This is a genomic window from Bradyrhizobium sp. CCBAU 11386 (assembly GCF_028128955.1).
In the GTDB taxonomy this organism is placed as follows: Bacteria; Pseudomonadota; Alphaproteobacteria; order Rhizobiales; family Xanthobacteraceae; genus Bradyrhizobium.
In genome coordinates this window covers 1-25,580 of record NZ_LBKA01000002.1, presented here as the reverse complement: position 1 = coordinate 25,580, position 25,580 = coordinate 1, and the positions used below count along the sequence as shown (strand labels likewise).

Genomic DNA, 25,580 nt, shown 5'->3' with positions numbered 1-25,580 from the left:
CGCGATTTTGGCAGTGTAGCGGTGTTCCCGGGGTTCCGCGAGAGGTAAATTCGGGAACCCGGCACAAAAGCACGTCAGTCGGGGTACTGCGCCGCGTTCACGGTCGCCGCCAGCCAGCCCCTCGCCTCCTCCGGCTTCACCCATTCGAACTCCGGCAATTGGTGCCGGAACCAGGTGAACTGGCGCTTGGCGTAATGGCGGGTATCGGCGCGGCCGATCGTGGCCGCCTCGTCCAGGCTGAGCTCACCGCGCAAATGCCGGATCAGGGCCGGCACGCCATGGGCCTTCATCGCCGGCAGCAGCGGATCGAGCTTTCTGGCGGCGAGGCGCTCGACCTCCCTCAAGGCGCCGGCGCCGAGCATGGCGTCGAAGCGGGCATCGATGCGGGCATAGAGCTCGTCGCGCTCGGGGGCGAGAAACAGCGCGCGAAAACTGTCCTGCGGCAACAGCGGCGGCTGCCCCTCCTGGTGCCAGTCGAGCAGCGAGCGCCCGGTCGCCTCGACCACTTCGAGCGCGCGCGCGATGCGGGTGCGGTCGCGCAGGTTCAATCGCTCGGCCGCACGCGGATCGCGGGCCGCGAGTTCCGCATGCAGCGCCTCGACGCCGTTCCGCTCCAGCCGCGCGCGCACGTCTTCGCGCACCTCGGCAGGAATCGGCGGCACCACGGAGAGGCCCGCGGTCAGCGCCTTGAAATAAAGTCCGGTGCCGCCGATGAAGATCGGCAGGCGACCTTCGGCCGTCGCCGTTTCGAGCGCCTTCGCCGCATCGTTCACCCAGGCGCCGGCCGAGAAATTCACGGCGGCATCGACGTGGCCGTAGAGACGATGCGGCACGAGCGCCTCATCTGCCCCTGTCGGCCGTGCCGTGATGATGCGGAGATCGCGGTAGACCTGCATGGAATCGGCATTGATGACGACGCCGCCGGTGGCGAGCGCCAGCTCGAGCGCCAGCGCCGACTTGCCGCTGGCGGTCGGGCCTGCGATAAGCACGGCCTTGCCAACATGGCTTCTGCTGACTTGCCTCTCGCTCACGAAAACCTCAAATGTCCCTCGTCGCCACGCTGATCTGCAATCCCGATAGTCCCGCGCTCGACAGCACCATCGTCGACGGCGCCCGCGCCGTGCTGCCTCAGGCGGCGCCTGCGCACTGGCTGTTCGACGGGGTTGCGGTCGACATTCCCTTCGGCGCCGACGGTAACCTCGAAGGCGACCGCCACGCCATCGAACAGCGGTTGCGCGAGCTTCGCGGCGACCTGCCGATCGACATCGTCGTGCAGCCTGCCGGCGCCCGGCGCAAGAAGCTTTTTCTCGCCGACATGGATTCCACCATGATCGGCCAGGAATGCATCGACGAGCTCGCCGATCTCGTCGGGATGAAGGCCCATGTCGCCGCCATCACCGAGCGCGCGATGCGCGGCGAGATCGAGTTCGAGCCGGCGCTGCGCGAGCGCGTCGCGCTCTTGAAGGAGCTTCCCGCCAGTGTCGTCGACGAGGTGCTGGCCAAGCGCATCACGCTGACCCCGGGCGGCCGCGCACTGGTCGCGACCATGCGGGCGCACGGCGCCTATACCTGCCTCGTCTCCGGCGGCTTCACGCTGTTCACGAGCGCGGTCGCCGCCCGGATCGGCTTCCAGGAGAACCGCGCCAACGAACTGATCGTGCGCGACGGCAAATTCACCGGCGAGGTGAAGGAGCCGATCTTGGGCCGCGCGGCCAAGCTCGCGACGCTGGTGGATCTGATGGAGTCGTTCGATCTCGACGACATCGACTCGGTCGTGGTCGGCGACGGCGCCAATGATCTCGCCATGATCCAGGCGGCGGGACTGGGCGTGGCCTATCACGCCAAGCCGGCCGTGGCGGCTGCCGCGGCGGCGCGGATCGATCATGGCGATCTCACCGCGCTGCTGTATGCACAGGGGTATCGGCGCGAGGAGTTTGTGGAGGCTTAGCCTCCCCTCCGCCGTCATCACCCGCGAAGGCGGGTGATCCAGTATTCCAGAGACAGCGACGTATACGGAGAAGCCGCGGCGTACTGGATGCCCCGCTTTCGCGGGGCATGACAGTTGAGTGCGCGGTCGAGAGCGACCGCCCCTTACTGCACGCTCAGCGCCACGAACCGCAGCTCGCCGTCGGCGTTGGAGACCAGCAGCAGCACCGACTTCTTGCCGTCCTTCTTGAGCTGGTCGACCCGCTTCTGGATGTCGGCGCCGCTGGAGACGGCCTCCTGCGCCACCTCGACGATGACGTCGCCGGCGGACAGGCGCTTCTCGGCAGCATCGGAATTGGCGTCGACATTGGTGACGACCACGCCCTTGACGCTGTCCTTGATCTTGTAGCGCGTGCGCAGGTCCTTGTTCAGCGTGGCGAGATCTAGGCCGAGCGCCTTCTGCGTCACCAGCTTCTCGGGCGCGGGCTCGTCGGTCTTCACCGCGGCCTGCACCTTCTCGGGATCCTGGAGGCGTCCGAGCGTGACCTTCTTGGTCTCCTCCTGGCCCTTGCGGATGATGATGACGTCGACCTCCTTGCCCACCGCCGTGTCGGCGACGACGCGGGAGAGATCCTTCGGATCCTTGACGTCCTTGCCGTCGAACTTGACGACGACGTCGCCGGGCTCGATGCCGGCGGGCTTGGCCGGGCCCTTGTCGTCGACGCCTGCAACCAGCGCGCCGCGCGGCGGCTTGATGTTGAGGCTCTCGGCGATCTCGTCGGTGACGCTCTGGATGCGCACCCCCAGCCAGCCGCGGCGCAGTTCGCCGAACTGGCGGAGCTGGTCGACGACGCCCACGACCGTCTTCGACGGCACGGCAAAGCCGATGCCGATCGAGCCGCCGGAGGGCGAGATGATCAGCGTGTTGACGCCGATGACGTCGCCATCGAGATTGAACAGCGGACCGCCGGAATTGCCGCGGTTGATGGCCGCGTCGGTCTGGATGTAGCTGTCATAGGGACCCGAGGAGATGTCGCGGTTCTTGGCCGAGACGATACCGGCCGTCACCGTGCCCCCCAAGCTGAAGGGGTTACCGATCGCGACCACCCAGTCGCCGAGGCGCAGCTTGTCGGAGTCGCCGAACTTGACCGCAACCAGCGGCTTCGTCGGCTTGAACTTCAGTACGGCCAGGTCGGTCTTCTTGTCGACGCCGACCAGCTCGGCCTTGATCTTGGTACCGTCGTTGAGGATGACGTTGATCTCGTCGGCGTCCGCAATGACGTGATTGTTGGTGACGACGACGCCTGACGTGTCGATGATGAAGCCGGAGCCGAGCGAGTTGGTCTTGCGTGGCGGGCCGTTGTCGCCGCCCTTGCCGCCGGGGCCACCGGGGCCGCGGCGGTTCTTGAAGAAGTCGTCGAAGAATTCCTCGAAGGGCGAGCCGGGTGGCAATTGCGGCATGGTGTTGCTGCCGCCGCCCTTGGCTTCGACGGTCTGCGAGGTCGAGATATTGACGACCGCGTCGATCACCTTCTCGGCGACGTCGGCGATGCCCTCCGGCCCGCGCGCATGCGCCGGCGTGCCGAACGCGCCGAAAGCACTGACGGCGAGCGCGGCCAGCCCAATTCTCACGCCAAGTCGCGCACGATGGCGCAAGCGGGACGGGGCAATGATGGCAGCGGTCATTGTGATCTCCAGAGAAAGGGATTCGGCGTCAAGACTGCGCTCGAACGGGGGCACGGCGCAAGCGCGGAGCTTCACGGGCCTCAAGACCCGCATAATACGGCGAAAACCGGTCCCTCGCCTTCACTTTGGCGTTGGCGCGAGGTCTAAATCGGACGCCGCATCACCCAGATCAGGACCAGGCCGGCCACGGCCGAACCGATCCCGACCACCCGCAGGACGTTGTCCGGCGTGGCCATGGCGCTCTTCATGGCCTTGCGCATCCAGTTCGGACTTGCCGCGAACATCAAGCCTTCCAGCACGAACAGGATGCCCAAGCCGATGAGGAAGTCGGCGAACGCAATGGACCTCATCGGATTGGAACCTCCCGTTGTGCTTGTTCTTCTGGACGAAGGGCGGCCAGAGCTGCCGCCCTTGCCCGGCTTACGGCTTTGCCGGCGTCGCGGTCGCCGCCTTGCCGGACGGGTTACCAAAGAACCGGAAGAAATCCGAGTCCGGCCGCAGCAGGAAGCGGGTGTCGTTCGCGCGCAACCCGTTCTCGTAGGCCGTCATCGACCGGTAGAAGGCGAAGAAGTCGGCATCCTTGCCGTAGGCTTCCGCGAACAGGCGGTTGCGCTCGGCGTCGCCGACGCCGCGGGTCTGCTCGGCCAGCGACCTGGCTTCCGCCTCGATCACGGTCGCCTCGCGGTCGGCCTTGGAGCGGATCTCCTGTGCCTTCTGGCCGCCCTGCGCCCGGAACTCGGCGGCTTCCCGCTCGCGTTCCGTCTTCATGCGCTGGTAGACCGCCTGGCTGTTCTGCTCCGGCAGGTCGGCGCGCCGGATCCGGACGTCGACGACCTGGATACCGTAACCGTCGGCCTCGCGATCGAGCTGGTCGCGGATACGCAGCATCAGCTTCTCGCGGTCGTCGCGCACCACGTTGATGAAGGTGACCTCGCCGAGCACGCGGCGCAGCGCCGCGTTCAGGAGCGTGGTGAGCTGGATGTTGGCGGCCTGGATCGAACCGACGCTCTGATAGAAGCGCAGCGCATCCTTGATGCGGTAGCGCGCGAAGGCGTCGACCACGAGCCGCTTCTGGTCGGACGCGATCGCTTCCTGCGACGGGTTCTCCAGATCGAGGATCCGCTTGTCGATGTTGATCACCGAATTCCACGGCGCCTTGAAGTGCAGGCCGGGATCGGTGACGACGTCGACGGGCTTGCCGAACTGAAGCACGATGGTCTGCTCGGTCTGCTGCACCGTGAACATCGACATGTAGCCGACGATCACGACGAGCAGGAACCCGAGGAGGGTGACGATACCTGTGACCGGAGACCTCATCGGCTGCCTCCGCCCGATTGCTGACCGGCGGCGGGAGGCCGCTTCGTCGTCAATTCACCCAGCGGCAGATAGGGCACGACGCCCTGGCCCGAGGGGCCGCCGTCATAGACGAGCTTGTCCGCGCCGCCGAGCACGCGCTCCATCGTCTCCAGGTAGATCCGTTCACGCGTCACGTCGGGCGCCTTCTTGTATTCCTCGTAAACCTTCAGGAAGCGCGAGCTCTGGCCCTTGGCCTCGGCAACCGCCTGCTCCTTGTAGCCTTCGGCGGCCTGCATGATCTGCGCCGCACGTCCGCGCGCCTGCGGCACCACCTGGTTGGCGTAGGTCTGCGCTTCGTTCTGCAGCTGCTCGAGATTGGCGCGCGCCGCCTGCACATCGCGGAAGGCGTCGATCACCTGCGCCGGCGGATCGACCTTCTGCATCTGCACCTGGCTGATCTGAATGCCGGCGCCGTAGCTGTCCAGAGTCTTCTGGATCAGTTCCTGCACGCCCTGTTCGGTGACGTTGCGCGCACCGGTGAGGATCGGCTGGATCTGCGAGCGGCCGATCACCTCGCGCATCGCGCTCTCGGCGACCGCCTTCACGGTGCCTTCGGGGTTCTGGATGTTGAAGAGGAAGTCGCCGACGCCAGCGGTGTCGGGCTTGATGCGCCACAGCACGGTGAAGTCGACGTCGACGATGTTCTCGTCACCGGTGAGCATCAGGCTCTCTTCCGGCACGTCGCGAATGGAGCGGCCGCGCCGCGCCGGATCGTCGATCAGCGTCATACCGATGGAGATGGTCGAGACGCGCAGCGCCTTGGGCAGCAGCACTGTCTCGATCGGATAGGGCAGATGATAATTCAGGCCTGGATCCACGGTGCGGACATGCTTGCCGAAGCGCAGCACGACGCCGCGTTCTTCGGACTGCACGCGGAAGAAGCCCGACAGCAGCCAGAACGCGATGATGATCAGGATGATCAGCGTGATGCCGACGCCGGAGAAATAGCCACCCGGCATGATCTGCTGGAGGCGGTCCTGGCCGCGCCGCAGAAGGTCTTCCAGATCCGGCGGCCTCGGCCCGACCGGTTGCGGGCCCGAGCCCCACGGTCCCTTTGGACCCGAGCCCCATGGGCCACCGCCCTGATTCTTCCACGGCATTCGACGCTCTCCTCGGCAGGGTAAAATTGCCCCCGCCAGCTTTGTCCGGTCCGGCTTTATAGGGGACAGGCAGGTCCCTTACAACGCAGCCCGGGCTGTCCTTGGAGCTAAGCCCGGGGGCAGAAAAGTCAATGTTAACATTGGCGAATGCGGTTAATGGCGCGGCCGCCGACGATATGTCACATAGGAGAAATCGGCGCTGTCGTCCGGTCCGGCAGGATGACGGATGCGCGCCGTCTCCTCCCATTCTGCCGTGTCGATGCCGAAATGCGTGTCGCCTTCGGGGCGCGCATGCACTTCGGTGATTTCGAGGCGATCGGCACGATCCAGCCATTGCCGATAGATCTCGGCGCCGCCGATCACCGCGATCTCGGTGACCGAACGCCGCAGGGCATCGCCGCGCGCAATCGCCTCCGCATCCGCGGCCGATGTCGTGACGACGGCACCGGCGGCGCGATAGGCCGCATCGCGCGTGATCACGATGTTGGTGCGGCCCGGAAGCGGCCGGCGCAGGGATTCGAAGGTCCTGCGGCCCATGATCACGGGCTTGCCGATCGTCAGCGCCTTGAAGCGCGCCATGTCGGATTTCAGCCGCCACGGAATCGCGTTACCCGCGCCGATGACGCCATTCTCGGCGGTCGCCACGACGAAGACGATCTCCATCAGGTCTTGCTCCCCGCAAGTCGCGTCAGCGCAGGACCGGTGACGCGGCACAGCGTCCAGTCGTCCATCATGACGGCGCCAAGCGACTTGTAGAACGCGATCGACGGCGCGTTCCAGTCGAGCACCGCCCATTGCAGGCGCGACCAGCCGTTCTCGACGCATTCCTTCGCGAGATAGACCAGCAGCGCCTTGCCGAGGCCTTTGCCCCGATGCGACGGCCGCACATACAGATCCTCGAGATAGATGCCGTGACGGCCGCTGAAGGTGGAGAAGTTGGCGAACCACACCGCAAAGCCGACCGCCTCGCCGTTCCACTCGGCGACCGCGCAATAGAGCTGCGGTCTCTCGCCGAACAGAGCGTCCGCGATCATCGTCTCGGTCGCCTCGACCTCGTGCGAGAGCTTTTCGTATTCGGCGAGCTCGCGGATGAAGGACAGAACCAGCCCGGCTTCGTCAGGACGCACGCGGCGGATGTTGAGCGACATCTGCGCTAGACCGCGACTTCCGCCTTGATGTGTGGATGCGGATCGTAACCGACGAGCTCGAAATCCTCAAAGCAGAAGGAGAAGATGTCCTTCACGTCGGGGTTGATCCGCATCACCGGCAGCGCACGCGGCGCGCGCGTGAGCTGGAGCTTCGCCTGCTCCAGATGGTTGGAATAGAGATGGGTGTCGCCGAACGAATGCACGAAGTCGCCGGGCTTCAGGCCGGTGACCTGCGCCACCATCATGGTCAGCAGCGCGTAGGAGGCGATGTTGAAGGGCACGCCCAGGAACACGTCGGCCGAGCGCTGATAGAGCTGGCACGACAGCTTGCCGTTGGCGACATAGAACTGGAACAGGCAGTGGCACGGCGGCAGCGCCATCTTGTCAACCTCGGCCGGATTCCAGGCCGAGACGATCAGGCGCCGTGAATCAGGATTGCGCTTGATCATGTCGACGACGTTGGCGATCTGGTCAATGCTGCGTCCGTCCGGCGCGGGCCACGAGCGCCACTGATGACCGTAGACCGGGCCGAGATCGCCATTGGCATCGGCCCACTCGTCCCAGATGGTGACGCCGTTGTCGCGCAGATATTTGATGTTGGTGTCGCCCTTCAGGAACCACAACAACTCATGCACGATCGCCTTCAGCGGCAGCCGCTTGGTGGTCAGCATCGGGAAGCCGGCCGACAGATTGAAGCGCATCTGATGGCCGAACACCGAGAGCGTGCCGGTGCCGGTCCGGTCGGTCTTCTCGGCGCCGTCTGAAAGAATCCGCTCGAGCAGGTCCTGATACTGGTGCATGTGCCATAGAGCCTTTGGGGAGGCGGCGAACTTAGCGGCCACCCCCGCGCTGCGACAGCGGCGATTCGCTGCCTCCACCAATTATACCCGGAAAAAGTGAGCGTTTCCGGTGCAAACGGCAAGGGGCGGAACTCGCGTCCCGCCCCTCCTCTATCGGCTTGATTGTGCTGCCTAACTTGCCGGCTTGAGCACCGGGGTCCACTTCGCGATCTCGTTCTTGACGAGGGTGGCCAGCACCTCCGGCGTCCGGTCCGCAGGACCGGGGATGACGCTGCCGAGCTCGAGCAGCCGCTTGCGCACGGTCTCGTCGTCGAGCGCCTTGACGGCGGCGGCGTTCAGGCTCGCCACGATTGCCGGCGAAGTTCCCTTCAGAGCGAACATCGCGTTCCAGGCCTGAGCCTGGAACGCAGCGGCACATGCGCCCGCGAGCACGCGAATAAGGGTCATGTCGATTCCCCTGTCGGTCCCATGTCGGTTCCTTGAGAGGCAAACAAAAATGCCGGCCACAAGGGCCGGCATTTTCATGTCACGAAGACATCACACTAGTCGATTCGACTTCCGAACGCGGCGCGCGGACGCAGGGCGCCGTGACGACGCAGGCGCGACGCGATCAGTTCTCGGATTCGGTGAACACCTCGTCGCGCTTGGCGCGCAGCGCGGGCAGCACCGTGAGGATCAACAGGCTCGCCGCGATCGCCAGCAGCACTGCCGACAGCGGACGCGTCAGGAACACACTCCAGTCACCGCGCGAGATCAGCAGTGCGCGGCGCAAGTTCTCTTCCATCAGCGGTCCGAGCACCATGCCGAGCAGCAGCGGCGCCGGCTCGAAATCGTGCTTGATCAGCCAATAGCCGACGAGGCCGAACACGCCGGCGAGGATGACGTCGACCGGTGCGTTGTTCACCGAGTAGATGCCGATCGCGCAGAAGATCACGATCGAGGGGAACATCAGCCGGTAAGGCACGCGCAGCAGGCGGACCCAGATTCCGACCAGCGGCAGGTTGATGATGATCAGCATCAGGTTGCCGATCCACATCGAGGCGATCATGCCCCAGACGAGGTCCGGCTGCTTCTGCATCACCTGCGGACCCGGCACGATGCCATGGATGGTCATCGCACCCACCATCAGCGCCATCACCGCGTTCGGCGGGATGCCGAGGGTGAGCAGCGGGATGAATGAGGTCTGCGCCGCCGCGTTGTTGGCGCTCTCCGGCGCCGCCACGCCCTCGATCGCGCCACGGCCGAACCGCGACGGATTCTTGGCGATCTTCTTCTCGAGCGTATAGGCCGCAAAGGACGCGATCACGGCGCCGCCGCCCGGCAGGATGCCGAGGATCGAGCCGAGCACCGTGCCGCGCAGGATCGCGGGTGCGGAGTCGCGCAGATCCTTCCTGGTCGGCATCAGGCCGGTGATCTTCTGCTGCACGAGGTCGCGGTTCATCTCGGCGCCGGCGTCGAGGTTGCGGATGATCTCGGCAAAGCCGAACACGCCCATCGCCACCGTCGCAAAGCCGAGACCGTCGGCGAGCTCCGGAATGTTGAAGGCCATGCGCGAGGCGCCGGTCTCGATGTCCGAGCCGACCATCGACATGAGCAGGCCGAGCACGATCATCGCGATCGCCTTCAGCACTGAGCCCTTGGCCAGCACGACCGCGAAGATCAGGCCGAGCACCATCAGCGAGAAATACTCGGCCGGGCCGAACGCCAGCGCGAGCTTGGTCAGCGGCGCGCCGAGCACGGCGATGAGCACGGTCGCGACGCAGCCGGCGAAGAACGAGCCGATCGCCGCGATCGCCAGCGCCGGGCCGGCACGGCCCTGCTTGGCCATCTGGTGACCGTCGATGGCAGTGACGACCGATGTCGCCTCACCTGGAATATTGACCAGGATCGACGTGGTCGAGCCGCCATATTGCGCGCCGTAATAGATGCCGGCGAGCATGATCAGCGCGCCGACCGGCGGCAGTCCGAAGGTGATCGGCAGCAGCATCGCCACGGTTGCGATGGTGCCGATACCAGGGAGAACGCCGACCAGCGTGCCGACGAGGGCGCCGATCAGGCACATCAGGAGGTTGATCGGAGAAAGCGCGACGGCGAAGCCGTGGGCGAGGTTGGCAAAGATATCCATCACGCCCTCATTGGATCAGGAAACGCGGAAACATCGGCATCGGTAGCCCGAGCACGTAGGGGAAGAGCAGCGCGCAGCCGAGCGTCAGGCAGGCGCCGACGATGGCGGCCTCGAGCCAGCGCGTCTCGTGCGAACCCATCGCCGCGATCATGAAGCTCGCGAAGGCCGAGACCACGAGGCCGAGCGGCCGGATCGCGAGGGCGAAAAACACGATCGAGGCCATCACGAACAGCGGCCCGCGCCAGGAATAATGGGCCATCGCCGGCCCATCGGTCAGAAGGCCGGTCAAGGCGATGCCCGCGGACAAGGCGACCAGCAGCCCGCCGAACATGCGCGGCGCGGTGCCCGCACCGAAGGAGAAGCCGCGCATGCCCTGCAAATCGCTCGAAGCCCACAGCGCGAACAGCGCGAGCGCCATCAGAATGACGCCGCCGACATAATCCTGGGCCGACCGGATGGCCATGAACAGCGTGACGATCGCCACCGCAAAGATCGGATAGGAATAGATCAGCGCCAGCAGCACGTCGGATGACGCCTTCTTGGTCTCACCGCCGACCGATCCGATCAGTGCCGCGGGAGCGCCCGCGACCAGCGCGGTGGCGTGGCTGATCAGGACGGTGGCCGGGCCGCGTCCTGCGCCCCAGCCAAAAATCGTCCCGATCGACCAGATGAATTCGAAGATCTGCGGCGCAACGGCCAGCAGACAAAAGCCGAGCGCCACCGAGGTGTTTCGGGTGGCCGTCGCTGAGTGGCCCATCGTATCGGCCATGCCTGTCTCCTCCGCGACCCGTAAGTCACGAGCACTGTTGTTCTAATCGGCTGGAAATGGATCCCCCGCCCGGATCACTGCCTAGCGATTTTCATTACACAATGCCAGCAAAACCCAACAAGCCCCCGGCGAGCAGGAGCCACAGTGGATTGATGCGCGAGACCGATGCGAGCACCGCAACCATTGCGGTCAGTAGCACCGCAGCAATGGTGCGATCGGTCGCCTGGGCCAGGATCAGGGCACTCGCCGCCATCAATCCGATCGAGAGCGGAACCAATGCAGCCTGGATCAGGCCGGGCCAGCGCGATTGGCTCGGCCGGTTCAAGAGCCGGCTGACATAATAGGCAACCAGCGCGGTCGGCAGGCACATGGCCAGCGTCGCCGCCAGCGCGCCGGGGATGCCGGCGACCGCATAGCCGATTAACGACACGATAAGCACGTTCGGACCTGGCGAGAGCTGCGCGATCGCATAGGCATCAGTGAACTGCTTGTCGGTCATCCAGTGATGCACGTCGACCGCGATGCGGTGCATCTCGGGCACCGCCGCCGCGGCGCCGCCGACCGCGAACAGCGACATCAGAGCAAAGGTGGAGATCAGCGCCCAGATCGGGTTCTCGGCGTTCACGCTGCTACCTTCCGCCGCAGGAGGAAGGTGGTGCCGACGCTCACGGGGATCGCGACCAGCAGCACCGCCTGCAGCGGCAGGCGAAGCACGCCGATGGCGAGGAACACGCCGAGCATCATGATGAGCGCAACCGCGTCCATCCGCTTGAGCAGCGGCGTCATCATGCGGAAGACCCCGCGATCAGGAGGCCGACCGCCGCGCAGGAGATGCCCGCGAGGATGCGGCGCAGCACCTCCACATCGCCGAAGCGGGCGTAGGTGATCGCAAGCACGGTCATGATCAGCGTCGGCGGCAGCAGCAGCCCGGCAAAGGCGGCGACTCCGCCCGCAATTCCGCGCAACCGCGCGCCGAAGACCATCGACAGATTGACGATGTTGGGCCCGGGCAGGAAATGGCAGAGCGCGAAGGTTTCGTTGAATTCGTCCGCCGTCATCCAGCGGCGCTGCTCGACGATCGCCCGCCGGGCAAACACCAGAACCCCGCCGAAACCGGCCAGGGACATCTGGGCGAAGGCCACGAACAGCGCGGCCAGGCTGGGCGGAGGGCCGCTGGTCGCGGCACGATCCGGCTCTTGGGCGGCCGGTGCTGAATCCGTGGACATGTCAGGAGCTTAGAACGCGGGCCGCCGCGAGGCCAAGATCGGACCTGTGGCTGTCCGGAACCTATCCAAAGGGAACCGTGCTACGACCGCCCCAAACCCCTGTCTTTCTAAACCTTTGCCCCCTATATTGGGGGTGCCGGTTCGCCGGCTATGGAAATAAACGGTCGTCGTAATAAACCATTCGGACCCGGGGGCGGTACCCGGCGCCTCCACCAAAGCCCACCAGCGGGCGAGCCCTAGAAGCGGGTTTTGGCGGGGGCGAAATAGGATCGACGAGGGCGTAAAGGGCGTGCTTTTTCCCGGTATTGTTCCGCCGTTATCGGGCTACTGCAATAGTTGCCAACGACAACTTTGCTCCGGTTGCTCAGGCTGCGTAACGCAGTTTGAAAGACCATCTTAAAGTCCTAACGGGTTAAGCTCCGTTAGGCGGGGTTCGGAGGCACCTGGCAACAGAAGCCTCCACTTACCTTTGATTTCCTCCCCGGCGGGGACTCCTGCTGACCCGTCAGGCGCGGTACTATTGCGGCTTAGCGAGTCGGGCCGGCAGGGCCCAACTCCTGGAATGCAACAGGACCACCATGGCGACCGATCATATCCGATACGATGTGCTGGCCCGCGACGCGCTGCGCGGCGTGCTGCGGAAGGTGCTGACCGACGCCGCGTCCCATGGACTGCCGGGCGAGCATCATTTCTTCATCACCTTCGTGTCGAAGGCCGAGGGCGTGAAGCTGTCGTCGCGGCTCCTGGCGCAATATCCGGAAGAGATGACGATCATCCTCCAACATCAATTCTGGGATCTGACCGTGCTCGAGGACCGCTTCGAGGTCGGCCTGTCGTTCGGCGGCATTCCGGAGCGGCTGGTGGTGCCGTTCAGCGCCATCAAGAGCTTCCTCGATCCGTCCGTGAAATTCGGTCTCCAGTTCGACACCTCCGATGTCGCCGAGGTCGCGCCGGAGACGTTGCCCGCGGCCCCTGCCCCTTCGGCCGTGTCGGTGCCTACGCCCGTCATGGAAAAGGCGGAGACCACGGAAGAGCCGACCCCGCCGAGCCAGGGCGGCGCCGAAGTCGTGCGGCTCGATCGTTTCCGCAAGAAATGATCTAGGCTACCGCGCGAGACCTCGCGCCCGGCCCGACTGCCTATATAGAAGAGCACATGAAGAGGCCGCGCGGCATTTCGCGCGGCGGAATGGATGTGCTCATGGCCAAAGCTGCCCGCTCGAACACCGCCCGCCCCGCAACTCGCATCGAGACCGACAGTTTCGGTCCCATCGAGGTCCCCTCCGATCGCTATTGGGGGGCGCAGACCGAGCGCTCGCGGCAGAATTTCCGCATCGGCACGGACCGCATGCCGATCTCGCTCGTGCATGCGCTCGGCATCGTCAAGCTCGCCGCGGCGCAGTCCAACCGCGAGCTCGGCCTGCTCGACCAGCGCCGGGCCAATGCCATCATCCGCGCCGCGCGCGAGGTGATCGACGGCAGCCTCGACGAACATTTTCCACTCGTCGTGTGGCAGACCGGCTCGGGCACGCAGACCAACATGAACCTCAACGAGGTGATCGCCAACCGCGCCAACGAGCTGCTCGGCGGCGAGCTCGGCGCCAAGAAGCCGGTGCATCCCAACGATCACGTCAACATGAGCCAGTCGTCGAACGACTCGTTCCCGACCGCGATGCATATCGCGGCCGCAAGCCGCATCACCGCCGATCTCGTTCCTGCCCTTGGCGAGCTGCTCCGCGCGCTGCGCAAGAAGGAGAAGGAGTTTTCCAAGATCGTCAAGATCGGCCGCACCCACACCCAGGACGCCACGCCCCTGACGCTCGGTCAGGAGTTTTCCGGCTATGCCGCGCAGGTCGAAAGCGGCATCGCCCGGCTCAAGGTCGCGGTGAAGGAGCTCTATCCGCTGGCGCAGGGCGGCACCGCCGTCGGCACGGGCCTCAACTCGAAGCCGCGCTTTGCAAGACTGTTCGCAAGGCACGTTGCCGGGATCACCAAACTGCCCTTCACCAGCGCCGCCAACAAATTCGAGGCGCTGGCCTCCAATGACGCCTATGTGCTGGCGCACGGCGCCATCAATTCGGTCGCGACAGGGCTGTTCAAGATCGCCAACGACATCCGCCTGCTCGGATCGGGCCCGCGCTCGGGCCTCGGCGAGCTGATCCTGCCGGAGAATGAGCCCGGCTCCTCGATCATGCCGGGCAAGGTCAATCCGACGCAATGCGAGGCGATGACCATGGTGTGCTGCCAGGTGTTCGGCAATCACACCGCGATCACGGTCGCCGGCAGCCAGGGCCATTTCGAGCTCAACGTCTACAAGCCCGTGCTGGCCTACAACATGCTCCACTCGATCCGCCTGATGGCCGACGCCGCACGCTCCTTCACCGAACATTGCGTCAGCGGCATCCGCGCCGACGAAAAGCGCATAAGTGAGCTGATGCAGCGCTCGCTGATGCTGGTGACCGCGCTTGCCCCGAAAATCGGCTACGACAACGCCGCCAAGGTGGCCAAGACGGCTCATGCCAACGGCACCACGCTGAAGGAGGAGGCGCTGCGGCTCGGCTTCGTCTCGGCCGACGAATTCGACCGCCTGGTGCGCCCGGAGAAGATGACCAGCCCGGGATAGGATTCCGAATTCCGATAGTCATCCGTAGTGATACGGACGCTCGACCGGCAGAATTATGCGGTTTTGGGGACGGGATTTGATTACCGTCAATGTTGCGGCGGAACGCCGTGTTACGCAACCCTTCTGCCCTAGACAGGGCGAAATTCATTGTTTGATGGCCCGAGGGGCCGATTGACGAGGGCAAGCGAATGGCGATCAAGTCTTGTCGGGTGCGATGCGGCACCCTGTTTCTGAAAGTTTCATCCTGCCTGAAGAGGATCGGATGATGGAGACGCGGCATGGGGAACGTCATCAACCTGAATCGTTTCCGGAAGCGCGCCGAGCGGGCAGCCTCGGCGAAGCAGGCGGACGCCAATCGGGCGAAGTTCGGCCGCACGAAGGCGGAGCGGTCGGCGGAGGAGACGCGCGCGGACAGGGCGAAGGAGCACCTGGATCAGCATCAGATCGATCGCGAGGAGCAGCCATGAAATCGCCCGTCGTGAAACGGTCGATCGTCGTCGCCGGTCACAAGACCAGCGTCAGCCTGGAAGAGGCGTTCTGGAACGGCATGAAGGAGATTTCGGGCCTGCGCAACATGACGCTGTCCGAGCTCGTCGGCGAGATCGACGGCAATCGCCAGCAGGGCAATCTGTCCTCGGCGATCCGCCTGTTCGTGCTGGACTACTTCAAGAGCCGCGCCATGGCCGCCCAGCCGGACAAGGTCCCGGCCCAGTAGCCGACGAGGCGTCTTTTCGACCCGCCCGGGCGGCCGCACTTTAAAATCACTCTAAGGTGCAGCTTCCGCCGACCGGCGCGCTTGACCTCAATGCCCTGCGTTGAAAATACAGGGCATGACCGACACCAATGATACGCGCCCTCACATGCCGCTGGGTCTGGCCCTGCGCGGCTACACCGGCGTCATCCAGCACCTGTCCGCCCGGGACACCGGTTCGGCGCTCTCGGACATCGAGCTCGAGAGCCGGCTGATCGAGCTCGGCTTCGTCGAGGGGGCCCGGGTCGAGGTCCTGCACGAGGGGCTGGTCGGGCGCGACCCCATCGCCGTGCGGGTCGACAGCATCACGATCGCGGTCCGCCGGCGCGAAGCCATGGCCATCATCGTCGCCTAGATAGCGACCGGACGCCGCATCCCGGACCAGTAATCCCATGGAATTACCCCAGCTGCATCTCGCCCTGGTCGGCACGCCAAACAGCGGCAAGACTTCGCTGTTCAATGCCCTGACCGGCAGCCGGCAGAAGGTCGCGAACTATCCGGGCGTCACCGTCGAGCGCAAGGAAGGCTTCTTCGTCACACCCCAGGGACGCCAGGTCTCGGTGGTCGACCTGCCCGGCACCTATTCGCTGCGCGGCCGCAGCCCGGACGAGGAGATCACCCGCGATTTCGTGCTCGGCAAGGCCTCCGGCGAGACGGTGCCCGACCTCGTGCTGTGCGTGGCCGATTCCACCAATCTGCGCCTGACCATCCGCCTGCTGCTGGAGCTCAAGCGCACCGGCCGGCCGATGATCCTCGTGCTCAACATGTTCGACATCGCCACGCGCCGCGGCATCACTGTCGACGTCGAGCGGCTCGCCAAGGAGCTCGGCGTGCCCGTGGTCACCTCGATCGCGGTGCGCAAGGGCGGCACGGCCGACCTCCTGACGCTGACCGACGAGATCTCGGCCAGGCTCGCCGCCGAGCCGGCCGAGAACAACTGGCGCGCGCTCAGCGTCGGCGAATTGCGCTCCACCCAGCGCGAGGCCGACCGCATCATCGCCGATTGCGTCAGCCTGCCGAGCCGGCCCGACACCTGGACCGCGCGGATCGACGCGGTGGTGCTGCATCCCGTCGGCGGGCTCGTGGTGCTTGCGCTGATCCTGTTCGTGATGTTCCAGGCGGTGTTCGCCTGGGCGCAGCCGCTGATGGAGCTGCTCAAATCAGGCTTCGACGTGCTCGGCGAACTCGTGCACGACACCCTGCCCGCCGGCCTGCTGCAGAGTTTTCTGCAGAACGGCGTAATCTCCGGCGTCGGCAGCGTCATCGTGTTCCTGCCGCAGATCATCCTCATCTTCCTGTTCATCCTGCTGCTGGAAGATTTCGGCTACATGGCGCGCGCCGCCTTCCTGATGGACCGCATCATGGGCGGCGCCGGCCTGCACGGCCGCGCCTTCATTCCGCTGTTGTCGAGCTTTGCCTGCGCCATTCCCGGCATCATGGCGACGCGCGTGATCGACAATAAGCGCGACCGGCTGACCACGATCCTCATCGCACCGCTGATGACCTGCTCGGCGCGCATCCCGGTCTACACGCTGATCATCTCCGCCTTCATTCCGGCCAGGGACGTCTGGGGCTTCATCAACCTCCAGGGCCTCGTGATGTTCGGCCTCTACGTCGCCGGCATCACCAGCGCGCTTGCCGTCTCGTTCCTGATCAAGTTCTTCATGCTGCGCGACTACGCGCCGGCGCCATTCATGCTGGAGCTGCCGGACTACAAGATGCCGCGCTTGAAATCGATCGCGATCGGCGTCTACACGCGCGCGAAGATGTTTTTGCACCGCGCCGGCACCACGATCTTCTCGATGATGGTACTGATCTGGTTCCTGGCCTCGTTCCCGCAGCCGCCTGAAGGCGCTACCGACCCCGCCATCAACTTCAGCCTGGCGGCGATCATCGGCAAGGCGCTCGAGCCGCTGCTTGCCCCGGTTGGCTTCAACTGGCAGATCGCGGTCGCCCTGATCCCGGGCATGGCGGCGCGCGAGGTCGCGGTCGCAGCGCTCGGCACCGTCTATGCGATCGAGCGCGGCAAGGAAGCGGCCGAGCAGATCGGCCAGGTGCTGGCGACGAAATGGTCGCTCGCGACCGCACTGTCGATGCTGGCCTGGTACATCTTCGCCCCGCAATGCGCCTCGACGCTGGCCGTGATCCGGCGCGAGACCGGAAGCTGGCGATGGATGGCGGTGACCTTCACCTACATGCTGGTGCTGGCCTATGCCGCGAGCCTCGTGACCTACAACGTCGCGGTGGCGTTAGGGGCGGGATAGCGGACCCTCAAAAACCAAAACTGCGAAAACAACCCCATGCACAGTAGACGGGGGTTGTGAAATCAATGGCTTACGTGTGCGCGAGAATCATCCGACCGTAGCCCCGATGGAGCGCAGCAAATCCGGGATTCTTGCGTAACGCGTCGCCGAACCCGGATTGCGCTTCCGCCTTCGCTCTTCGAACTACGGAGGACAAGTCGCTCCCGGGCTGCGGACTGCAAGCGGGTTGACCCGTCGGGCAAAACAGGAGCACGATGGCATCATCGGCCCGCATCGGCGCAGCGAGCGACGACCGACCTCGGAATCGGCTTTCTGGTTTGATGGACCACTTCACCACCGCCAGCCTCACCGCCGAGAGGCTGAACGAAAGTCACCTCGCAGACCTAGTCGCGCTCCACCTCGATCCCGAGGTGTCGCGCTATCTCGGCGGCGCGCGCTCGGCCGAGACAACGAAGACTTATCTCGCCGTCAACATGGCCCATTGGGACCAGCACGGCTTCGGGCTCTGGGTGCTGCGAACGAGAGACGGGCAGTTCGCCGGACGGACGGGCATCAGGCACATTCTCGTGGACGGCATCGACGAGATCGAGATTGCCTACACCTTCAAGCGCAGTCTCTGGGGCCAGGGACTTGCGAGCGAGACCGCGGCGGCGCTGACGCATATCGGGCTGTCGCAACTCGCGCTGCCCTCGCTCATCGGCCTGGTGTTCGTCGGGAACGCTGCCTCCCGCCGCGTGCTGGAGAAATCGAACTATCTCCTCGAGCGCAGCACGCTCCATCACGGCGAAGACGTCGTGATTTACCGCGCCCGACGGTGATGGCCGCAAGGGCAATGGCGCCAGCCAAGATGCTGCTGTCTCTTCGCGCAATTGCAGGCGGCGACATCGTGGCGCTTGCGTAACGGCGTCCAGCGTTCTGTTTCCCGACATTCCGAACGTATCGCCGGCCGCAGATTTGTTTCGGTCATTCCCGCGGGCGCCTGACGTCACACCCCCGACCGTTCAAGCAGGCGGCGCTGGGGGGCGAATCCGAGTCTGGAGCGGTCAGAGTGCATCAACGAATTTGCGTGAGCAGCATCAACAGGCAATCGCCACGAGCTCGGCGCCAGTGGCGCTCGACTGTCCCGGTGCTCGCGGCCCTTCTGGGCTGGGGGCCGGTCGCGGCTTTCGCCGGCGAGACGCATCGTCTTCAACCGGAAACCGCAGCGTCGCAGTCGAACTATCAATTCCTTTCACTCGGCATCGGCAAATCGATTGTGGTCGACCTGCCGCGGGACGCCAGGGATATCCTGGTCGCCGATCCCAAGATCGCCAATGCCGTGGTCCGCTCCGCGCAGCGGGCCTATATCATCGGCGCGGCCGTCGGCCAGACCAGCATCGTCTTCTTCGATTCCGCGGGCCAGCAGATGGTTGCCTATGACGTCGCCGTCAAACGGGATCTCAACGGTGCACGCGCCACGTTGCGGCAGATGTTTCCGCGTTCAAATATCCGGATCGAGGGCATCGGCGATGGCGTGATGCTCACGGGTACGGTCGCGACCCCGGTCGAAGCGCAACAGGCCAATGACGTGGCGGCGCGCCTCGTGGGATCCACAGACAAGGTCGTCAACTCCCTCGTCGTGCAGGCCCGTGACCAGGTCATGCTGAAGGTGACGGTTGCGGAAGTATCGCGCTCGATCGTCAAGCAGCTCGGCATCGATCTCAGTACCAGCCTCAGCTCGGGCACCACTGCCGTCAGCCTGACCAACTCGAATCCGTTCACCGCCTACGGCCAAAACCTGGTGTCAGGAAACAATTTGACGCTGTCGGCCGGCGGAACGACGGCAACGCTGCGGGCGATGGAAACCGCCGGCGTCATGCGCACCCTGGCCGAACCAACGCTGACATCGGTTTCAGGAGAGTCGGCCACCTTTGTCTCCGGCGGCGAGTTCCCCGTTCCGGCGGGCTATTCCTGCGACCCAACCACCCATGTCTGCACGACACAGATCAGCTTCAAGAAGTTCGGGCTGGCTCTCAATTTCAGCCCCGTCGTTCTCTCCGAAGGGCGCATCAGCCTGCACCTGATGACCGAAGTCTCGGAGCTGTCCAACGAACACTCGATTACCCTGTCTCAAGCCGTCAGCGACACGACGACCAACTCGCTGACTGTGCCCTCCATCAAGACACGGCGAGCGGAAAGCACGCTCGAGATTCCCTCCGGAGGATCCATGGTGATCGCGGGCCTGATCCAGGACCAGACCAAGCGGGCCGTGAACGGATTACCCGGCCTGATGCAATTGCCGGTTCTCGGCGCTCTGTTCCGGAGCCAGGACTTCGTGAACAATCAGAGCGAGCTGGTCGTCCTTGTGACGCCCTATATCGTTCGCGCGACAAACCCGAAAGACCTGTCCAGGCCGGACGACGGTTTCGCCAATGTGAGTGATCCGGAGGCCAATCTCCTCGGCACCATCAATCGCCTCTATGGCACCACCGCAAGCCGCCCGAAACCGCAACGGCAGACCGAAGGTGTCGGATTCATCATCGATTGAGGCTGGCGTTTCGACGGCAGGCTCACGCAGCCGGCACGCTCTTCATGCGAGCACTTCTCCCCTGCTTGCACATCCATCCGCTTGCGAAGAAAGTTCGCAAGAGCCGTACGAAGGCGCGGTTCGTCGCTGCCATAGGCGGACTCGGCGACACCTTCGACGATGTAGACCGCGCCCGCAACGGGGTGCCGGTGAAGCGGGGCTGTGCCACCCGGCGGATAGGTGACCTCGACGACCATGAGTTCCTGGTGATTGCCCGGCAATGGAAGACGTTCGAGAACCTTGCGCGTGACACCGGCAAACCCGGCTTGTTGAGCGCTTGCCCGACCGTCGGTACGTTCACTCATTGGGCACCTGTCTCGTCGAGAGTCGCGTCGTAAACTTCACTACTTCTAACCCTCGCTCGGCCACGCCGCCATGGCTGCCTTGGCTGCGCGTCATCGGCCGACAACCGAGCGTGAACAGGCAGTGCGCCCGCCCGCCATCACGCGCCGCGATGGCGCAGCGCGTCGACGATGACCTTGAAGGCGGGCGAGTTCTGGCGCCGGCTCGGATAGTAGATGTGGTATCCGTCGAACACCGGCGACCAGTTGTCCAGGACCAGCGCGAGGTCCCCCGACACGATGTGCCGCTGCACGACATTCTCCGGTACATAGGCGATGCCGTATCCTTTCAGCGCGGCATCGACCTGGGCGTAGGAGGTGTTGAACGTCAATTGCCCGTCGACCCGGACGCGAAGCTCCTGGCCGTCCTTCGCGAACTCCCACGCGTAGAGCCCGCCTGCCCTTTCCAGCCGCAGGTTGATGCAATTGTGCCGCACGAGGTCGTGGGGGTGCTCCGGCGCGCCGCGTTCGGCGAAGTAGCCGGGTGAGCCCACGGCCACCAGCCGCCAATCCGGTCCGATCCGCACGGCGACCATGTCCTTTTCGACGCTTTCTCCGAGGCGGACGCCGGCGTCGAATCCCTCCTCGACGATGTTGCGAAACCCGTTGTCGAGACTGATCTCGAGCTTGATGTCCGGATAGTCCTTCAAGATCGGCTGCAGCTTGGGCCACACCACGCTCTGGAGCGCATGCTCCGAAACCGTCATCCGGATCCGCCCCGAGGGTTTGTCGCGGAACGCCATCAGATCGGCAATCTCGGCCTCGATCTCGGCAATGCGCGGAGCCATCGACAGCCTCAACCGCTCGCCGGCTTCGGTGAGACCGACGCTGCGGGTGGTACGCATCAGGAGCCGGATACCCATCCGGTCTTCGAGCCGCTTGATGGTGTGGCTCAGGGTCGACTGCGCGATGCCGAGCTTGGCGGCCGCCTTCGTGAAACTGCGCTCCTTGGCGACGATGAGGAACCACAAGAGATCGTTGAAGTCGTACCTGGGCATCGCCCTCCGCCGTTGAAAGCCTCCATTTATGTGCCTGATCGATCAATGCAAGCGGACTATTCCATCTAATCAGGTTGGGAGCGGGCCGCTATCTCCTGCTGGCCGCAGCCTCCGGGCTGTCCGGCCCCGAGCTCTTCTGACATCCAAACCCGGAGCGTCCTGCAATGCTGGCAACACTCATGTACGGTCCCGGCGATGTCCGGTGCGAACAGGTCGACGACCCCAAAATCCTCAAACCCACCGATGCCATCATCAAGCTGTCGGCCACCTGCATCTGCGGCTCGGATCTCTGGCCCTACCGGGGTCTGCAGCCGATCGACGGCCGCGCCCATATGGGTCACGAATATTGCGGCGTCGTCATGGAGGTCGGGCGCGAGGTGACGACGGTGCGGCCCGGACAGTTCGTGGTCGGCTCGTTCTGCATCTCGGACAACACCTGCCCGCATTGCCGGTTTGGCTTCCATTCCTCATGCGTCCAGCGCGAGTTCATGTCCGGCGCGCAGGCGCCGTACGCGCGCGTGCCGCTCGCCGACGGCACGCTGGTTGCGACCGCGGAGCATCCGTCGCCCGATCTCATCCCCGATCTGCTCGCGACCTCCGACGTGCTCGGCACGGGATGGTACGCCGCCGACGCCGCAAACGTCCGTGAGGGAACGACCGTCGTTGTGGTCGGCGACGGCGCCGTCGGGCTGATGGGTGTGCTGTCGGCCAAAGCGATGGGGGCGGAGCGGATCATCGCCATGAGCCGCCACGAGACCCGGCAACGGCTCGCCATCGAGTTCGGGGCAACCGACATCGTGGCGGAGCGCGGCGAAGCTGGCATTGCCCGCATCAAGGAGCTGACGCGCGGCGTCGGCGCCGATTCCGTTCTGGAGTGTGTCGGCATGCAGGAGTCGATGACGCAGGCCATCGAGTGCACGCGGCCCGGCGGCTCGATCGGTTATGTCGGCGTGCCCCACGGCGTGACCTTCGACGGCCAGGCGATGTTCTTCGCGCAGCGACGCATGCTCGGCGGACCGGCCCCCGTCCGGCGCTTCCTGCCGGACCTGATCGACCGCGTTCTCGCCGGCAAGATCAAGCCCGGAAAGGTCTTCGATCTCACGCTGCCGCTGTCCGACGTGGCCGAGGGCTACCGCGCCATGGACGATCGGCGCGCGATCAAGACGATGATCACCGTCTGAGGGCGAATGCATGATCTCGCGGCGCCGCGTGATCGCAGGAGCAGGCTCCTTCGCCGTCGTCTCCACGTCCCGATCGGCAACATTGAGCGAAACCGGCGTGTCGAAGCAAGGGAGTCAGTCGATGCAGATCAAGCGTAGTGGAGATCAGCCGTCGCAAAAAGGCCCGGAAGCGTGGTTCACCGGACAAGTGCGCATCGACCCGCTGCACACAGCCGTCGCGCCGGCGCACGCGAACGCCGCCAGCGTCACGTTCGAACCGGGCGCCCGGACCGCGTGGCACACCCATCCGCTGGGCCAGACGCTGATCGTGACGGCGGGCGCGGGTCGCGCACAGACATGGGGCGGCCCCGTCGAGGAACTACGGCCCGGCGATGTGGTCTGGTTTTCGCCGGGCGAGAAGCACTGGCACGGTGCGAGCGCCACCACGGCGATGACGCACACCGCCATTCAGGAGCAGCAGGACGGCAAGACCGTCGATTGGCTGGAAAAAGTCAGCGACGAACAATATCGCGGCTGAAAAGCAACGAGGCACGCCCTACTCCGTCATTGCGCGCGCAGCGACTTGCCCGCCGAAGCTTTAGCGAGGGCGGAAGCGATCCAGATTGTCTCCGCGGAAAGATCCTGGATCGCTTCGTCGCATCAGCGCAAGATTGCTCCGCAATCTTGTCGCGAGCTCCTCGCAATGACGGTGGAAGCCGTCGTGTAGCGCGGATGGAATCTTACCTGAAATACCCCAGCACGAGATCGATATCCGAGCTGCCGGCGACCGTGCCGTTCAGCTCGGCGTCGATGACGCGGCGGCAGGCTTCGATCGCGGCGTGATCGCCGAGATCGTTGGCGGCTTCCAGCACGAGCCAGGCGGCGTCGACCGAGGCCTTGTCCGGAGCTCCGCCGCCGACATCGGGGGCGAAGGCGTTGTTGAGGTTCTTCTTACGAACGGCGGTGCCGAATTGAGGCAACATTTGCAAATACTCCCCTGCCAATTCCGGGATGATGCTCAGTGAACCTGCTCAGTGGACTTGCTTAGTGAACCTGGAGTTCGGGCTGACGGCCCGCATCGGCACCCGCGCCGGTCTTGCGCGACTGGTAGAACTTCAGGATGCTGCGCGATGTCTCGCTCTTGAGCCGGCCGAACTCGCGCTCGTTGTCCTGGAGCTCGCGCGCGGTGATCAGATGATCCTTGGCGCCGAGGAACAGCAGCGACATCGTCGTGTCCCAGGAGAAATTGAGCGCCTTGCACAGCACCAGGATCATCTCGCGGTTGCGGTCCATCAGCGCGCGCTCGATCACGTCGACCGGCAGCGCCGACAGCAGCGACAGGCCGATCTGCACCTCGTCGAAGCGGTGCTGGCGCGCATAGTTCGAGATCGAATCCTGGTTGAGGTTGCCCTGGCGGTACTGCGTCGTCACCACGCGCTTGGCGACGAAATAGCTGCGCGAGGACGGGCCGAACTTGGATTGCAGGTCGCCGGTGACCTCGGTCACCGAGCTCTGGATCTGCGCCATCATCTCGGGGCGCTCGCTCTCGAGCCGGCGGCGGACGTCTTCCGACGCTTTCGAGATCAGCTGCTGGAAGATGTGGCGCGGCACGTCCTTGCGCAGGCCAAGCTGCTCGGCAAGAATCGAGTCGCCCTCGGCGCGGCGGACCATGTGCAGCAGGCCCGAGCCGGAGAAGCGCGCGCCCTCGTTCTTGGCGACCGACGTCACGACCTCCTGGTCGCCGCGCTTGACCAGCACGTCGGTCACGGCCTCGCCGATCGACTTGCGCTGGGCAATCGCGAGCAGATGTGACTGGCTCTTGGTCAGGGCGCTCTCGACCAGCATCTTCTCGTCGATCCGGGTGGAGTCGCGCAGCACGGGGCCGGCGACCGCGATCTCGTCGTCGAGAGCGAGCTTTTCGATGACGTTGAGCGGGGCGTGATCGCAGGCCGCCATCAATTCGGACAGCTGCGTCCGCGCGGCAACCTCGATCTCGTCGGCGAGCCGGCCGATGACCTCGCCGAACATGCTGATCTCGTCGTCGCTGTAGCGGCCGGTGATCAGGATGTCGGTCGCATGCCACAGCGCGCGTGCCCGGCTTTCGTCGGTGCCACGCGCGATCGCGTCGTCCAAATCCTGTAGAAGCGATTTCGCCCCGTTCATGTCGATCACCCCAGTTCTTGGTCGTTCTTTGGCGAGCCATCCCGCCTGTGTTGGCGCGACGCCGAATTCCTCTGGCAACCGACACTAGGGAACAAACGCGAGAATCCGGTAAAGTCGGCAGATCAGTTTTGCCGACGAGAATTCATTAAAATGCGGGGGAATGTGTTTACCGGCGGGCAGGGTGCTTCACCTCTCCCGTAGGGAGAGGTCGGATCGCATCGGAAGATGCGATCCGGGTGAGGGGTTACAGTCTCAATATGAGCCGCGGCCCCTCACCCGGATTGCTGCGCAATCCGACCTCTCCCCGCTGGGGAGAGGTGAACACCGAGCTCTACAGCGAGCGCCGTCATTCACGGGTTCGACGGCGTCAGCACCAGCGGCGGCTTCGGCTTGGGCTTTGCGGGCGCAGGGCCCGGCGCCGGCCTCACCTCGATCGGCGGCGGCAAGGGCGCGACCTGCTGGCTTGCGAGCGGCGGGCTTGGCGCTGCGGGAGCGGCCTGCGGCGCCTTCGGCGTTGGCGCGGCCTTTGGCTCGAGCTTGGGCTTCGGCGGCGCGCGGCGCGGATCGCGGCCGGGCATCGG

Annotated in this window: 26 protein-coding genes, 1 other RNA gene and 3 pseudogenes; 12 read left to right on the top strand and 18 right to left on the bottom strand. The window is 65.0% G+C overall.

Annotated elements, in window-relative coordinates:
• Positions 1 to 74: 74 nt before the first annotated feature.
• Positions 75 to 1,031 (bottom strand): tRNA (adenosine(37)-N6)-dimethylallyltransferase MiaA, encoded by a 957-nt coding sequence (gene miaA, locus XI09_RS00335; protein WP_271565171.1) that lies wholly within the window; start codon positions 1,029 to 1,031, stop codon positions 75 to 77.
• Positions 1,032 to 1,042: 11 nt separating this feature from the next.
• Here miaA and serB point away from each other — a divergent pair, with 11 nt between their 5' ends.
• On the top strand, positions 1,043 to 1,948 hold the full coding sequence (serB, locus tag XI09_RS00330; protein ID WP_271565170.1) for a phosphoserine phosphatase SerB: 906 nt from the start codon (positions 1,043 to 1,045) through the stop codon (positions 1,946 to 1,948).
• 143 nt (positions 1,949 to 2,091) lie between these two features.
• Here serB and XI09_RS00325 read toward each other — a convergent pair whose 3' ends face one another.
• The 12 genes and pseudogenes from XI09_RS00325 to XI09_RS00270 form a co-directional block, all read right to left on the bottom strand.
• A complete protein-coding gene (locus XI09_RS00325; RefSeq protein ID WP_271565169.1) occupies positions 2,092 to 3,612 on the bottom strand; it encodes a Do family serine endopeptidase in 1,521 nt (506 codons plus the stop codon).
• Between the two features lie 143 nt (positions 3,613 to 3,755).
• Entirely contained in the window at positions 3,756 to 3,962 is a 207-nt protein-coding gene (locus XI09_RS00320) for a DUF2065 domain-containing protein (protein ID WP_271565168.1), read from the bottom strand.
• Between the two features lie 70 nt (positions 3,963 to 4,032).
• Complete coding sequence (hflC, locus tag XI09_RS00315) at positions 4,033 to 4,929, bottom strand: protease modulator HflC (RefSeq protein WP_271565167.1); 897 nt, start codon at positions 4,927 to 4,929, stop codon at positions 4,033 to 4,035.
• Positions 4,926 to 6,068, bottom strand: a complete 1,143-nt coding sequence (hflK, locus tag XI09_RS00310) for an FtsH protease activity modulator HflK (protein ID WP_271565166.1) — start codon at positions 6,066 to 6,068, stop codon at positions 4,926 to 4,928. The genes hflC and hflK overlap by 4 nt, the downstream gene beginning before the upstream one ends.
• Before the next feature lie 153 nt (positions 6,069 to 6,221).
• Positions 6,222 to 6,731, bottom strand: coding sequence for a dihydrofolate reductase (locus XI09_RS00305; protein ID WP_271565165.1), 510 nt, complete (start codon positions 6,729 to 6,731; stop codon positions 6,222 to 6,224).
• Positions 6,731 to 7,216, bottom strand: a complete 486-nt coding sequence (locus XI09_RS00300; RefSeq protein ID WP_271565164.1) for a GNAT family N-acetyltransferase — start codon at positions 7,214 to 7,216, stop codon at positions 6,731 to 6,733. The genes XI09_RS00305 and XI09_RS00300 overlap by 1 nt, the downstream gene beginning before the upstream one ends.
• A gap of 5 nt (positions 7,217 to 7,221) precedes the next feature.
• Complete coding sequence (locus XI09_RS00295) at positions 7,222 to 8,016, bottom strand: thymidylate synthase (RefSeq protein ID WP_271565163.1); 795 nt, start codon at positions 8,014 to 8,016, stop codon at positions 7,222 to 7,224.
• Positions 8,017 to 8,187: 171 nt separating this feature from the next.
• Positions 8,188 to 8,424 (bottom strand): annotated as a pseudogene (locus tag XI09_RS00290) (tripartite tricarboxylate transporter substrate binding protein BugD); the annotation flags it as partial.
• Between the two features lie 202 nt (positions 8,425 to 8,626).
• Positions 8,627 to 10,141 (bottom strand): tripartite tricarboxylate transporter permease, encoded by a 1,515-nt coding sequence (locus XI09_RS00285; protein ID WP_027544749.1) that lies wholly within the window; start codon positions 10,139 to 10,141, stop codon positions 8,627 to 8,629.
• A gap of 7 nt (positions 10,142 to 10,148) precedes the next feature.
• Entirely contained in the window at positions 10,149 to 10,910 is a 762-nt protein-coding gene (locus XI09_RS00280; RefSeq protein ID WP_271565161.1) for a tripartite tricarboxylate transporter TctB family protein, read from the bottom strand.
• Positions 10,911 to 11,004: 94 nt separating this feature from the next.
• A complete protein-coding gene (locus tag XI09_RS00275; protein ID WP_271565160.1) occupies positions 11,005 to 11,535 on the bottom strand; it encodes a chromate transporter in 531 nt (176 codons plus the stop codon).
• Positions 11,532 to 12,136: pseudogene (locus XI09_RS00270) on the bottom strand (chromate transporter). Before XI09_RS00270 ends, XI09_RS00275 begins: the two are co-directional and overlap by 4 nt.
• Positions 12,137 to 12,232: 96 nt before the next feature.
• Here XI09_RS00270 and ssrA point away from each other — a divergent pair.
• The 9 genes from ssrA (at position 12,233) to XI09_RS00225 (ending at position 20,298) form a co-directional block, all read left to right on the top strand.
• Positions 12,233 to 12,600, top strand: a transfer-messenger RNA (tmRNA) gene (ssrA, locus tag XI09_RS00265).
• Positions 12,601 to 12,714: 114 nt separating this feature from the next.
• Positions 12,715 to 13,233, top strand: coding sequence for an SspB family protein (locus tag XI09_RS00260; RefSeq protein ID WP_271565159.1), 519 nt, complete (start codon positions 12,715 to 12,717; stop codon positions 13,231 to 13,233).
• Positions 13,234 to 13,322: 89 nt separating this feature from the next.
• Positions 13,323 to 14,756, top strand: a complete 1,434-nt coding sequence (gene fumC / locus XI09_RS00255; protein WP_271565324.1) for a class II fumarate hydratase — start codon at positions 13,323 to 13,325, stop codon at positions 14,754 to 14,756.
• A 278-nt stretch (positions 14,757 to 15,034) separates the two neighbouring features.
• Positions 15,035 to 15,223, top strand: a complete 189-nt coding sequence (locus XI09_RS00250; protein ID WP_271565158.1) for a DUF4169 family protein — start codon at positions 15,035 to 15,037, stop codon at positions 15,221 to 15,223.
• Positions 15,220 to 15,471: a ribbon-helix-helix domain-containing protein gene (locus tag XI09_RS00245; protein ID WP_018640860.1), complete on the top strand. Its 252-nt coding sequence runs from the start codon at positions 15,220 to 15,222 to the stop codon at positions 15,469 to 15,471. The genes XI09_RS00250 and XI09_RS00245 overlap by 4 nt, the downstream gene beginning before the upstream one ends.
• 115 nt (positions 15,472 to 15,586) lie before the next feature.
• Complete coding sequence (locus XI09_RS00240) at positions 15,587 to 15,862, top strand: FeoA family protein (protein WP_011089262.1); 276 nt, start codon at positions 15,587 to 15,589, stop codon at positions 15,860 to 15,862.
• A 37-nt stretch (positions 15,863 to 15,899) separates the two neighbouring features.
• Positions 15,900 to 17,771 (top strand): ferrous iron transporter B, encoded by a 1,872-nt coding sequence (gene feoB / locus XI09_RS00235; RefSeq protein WP_271565157.1) that lies wholly within the window; start codon positions 15,900 to 15,902, stop codon positions 17,769 to 17,771.
• Positions 17,772 to 18,091: 320 nt separating this feature from the next.
• On the top strand, positions 18,092 to 18,589 hold the full coding sequence (locus XI09_RS00230; RefSeq protein ID WP_271565156.1) for a GNAT family N-acetyltransferase: 498 nt from the start codon (positions 18,092 to 18,094) through the stop codon (positions 18,587 to 18,589).
• A 257-nt stretch (positions 18,590 to 18,846) separates the two neighbouring features.
• Positions 18,847 to 20,298 (top strand): type II and III secretion system protein family protein, encoded by a 1,452-nt coding sequence (locus XI09_RS00225; RefSeq protein WP_442869507.1) that lies wholly within the window; start codon positions 18,847 to 18,849, stop codon positions 20,296 to 20,298.
• On the opposite strand, the gene XI09_RS00220 is transcribed toward XI09_RS00225, so the two are convergent.
• Positions 20,229 to 20,642: a hypothetical protein gene (locus tag XI09_RS00220; protein WP_271565154.1), complete on the bottom strand. Its 414-nt coding sequence runs from the start codon at positions 20,640 to 20,642 to the stop codon at positions 20,229 to 20,231. The two genes, XI09_RS00225 and XI09_RS00220, sit on opposite strands and share 70 nt — an antisense overlap.
• A 137-nt stretch (positions 20,643 to 20,779) precedes the next feature.
• Complete coding sequence (locus tag XI09_RS00215) at positions 20,780 to 21,676, bottom strand: LysR family transcriptional regulator (RefSeq protein WP_271565153.1); 897 nt, start codon at positions 21,674 to 21,676, stop codon at positions 20,780 to 20,782.
• Between the two features lie 164 nt (positions 21,677 to 21,840).
• On the opposite strand from XI09_RS00215, the gene XI09_RS00210 reads away from it, so the two are divergent.
• Both XI09_RS00210 and XI09_RS00205 read left to right on the top strand, forming a co-directional pair.
• A complete protein-coding gene (locus tag XI09_RS00210) occupies positions 21,841 to 22,857 on the top strand; it encodes a zinc-dependent alcohol dehydrogenase family protein (protein ID WP_271565152.1) in 1,017 nt (338 codons plus the stop codon).
• A gap of 121 nt (positions 22,858 to 22,978) precedes the next feature.
• The gene (locus tag XI09_RS00205) at positions 22,979 to 23,374 is read left to right on the top strand and encodes a (R)-mandelonitrile lyase (RefSeq protein WP_271565323.1); all 396 of its coding nucleotides are present in this window, start codon (positions 22,979 to 22,981) and stop codon (positions 23,372 to 23,374) included.
• Positions 23,375 to 23,576: 202 nt separating this feature from the next.
• Here XI09_RS00205 and XI09_RS00200 read toward each other — a convergent pair whose 3' ends face one another.
• The 3 genes and pseudogenes from XI09_RS00200 to XI09_RS00190 all read right to left on the bottom strand — a co-directional run.
• The gene (locus XI09_RS00200; protein ID WP_135175906.1) at positions 23,577 to 23,819 is read right to left on the bottom strand and encodes a hypothetical protein; all 243 of its coding nucleotides are present in this window, start codon (positions 23,817 to 23,819) and stop codon (positions 23,577 to 23,579) included.
• A gap of 61 nt (positions 23,820 to 23,880) precedes the next feature.
• Positions 23,881 to 24,999, bottom strand: coding sequence for a DUF2336 domain-containing protein (locus XI09_RS00195; protein WP_271565151.1), 1,119 nt, complete (start codon positions 24,997 to 24,999; stop codon positions 23,881 to 23,883).
• A 350-nt stretch (positions 25,000 to 25,349) separates the two neighbouring features.
• Positions 25,350 to 25,580 (bottom strand): annotated as a pseudogene (locus XI09_RS00190) (hypothetical protein); the annotation flags it as partial.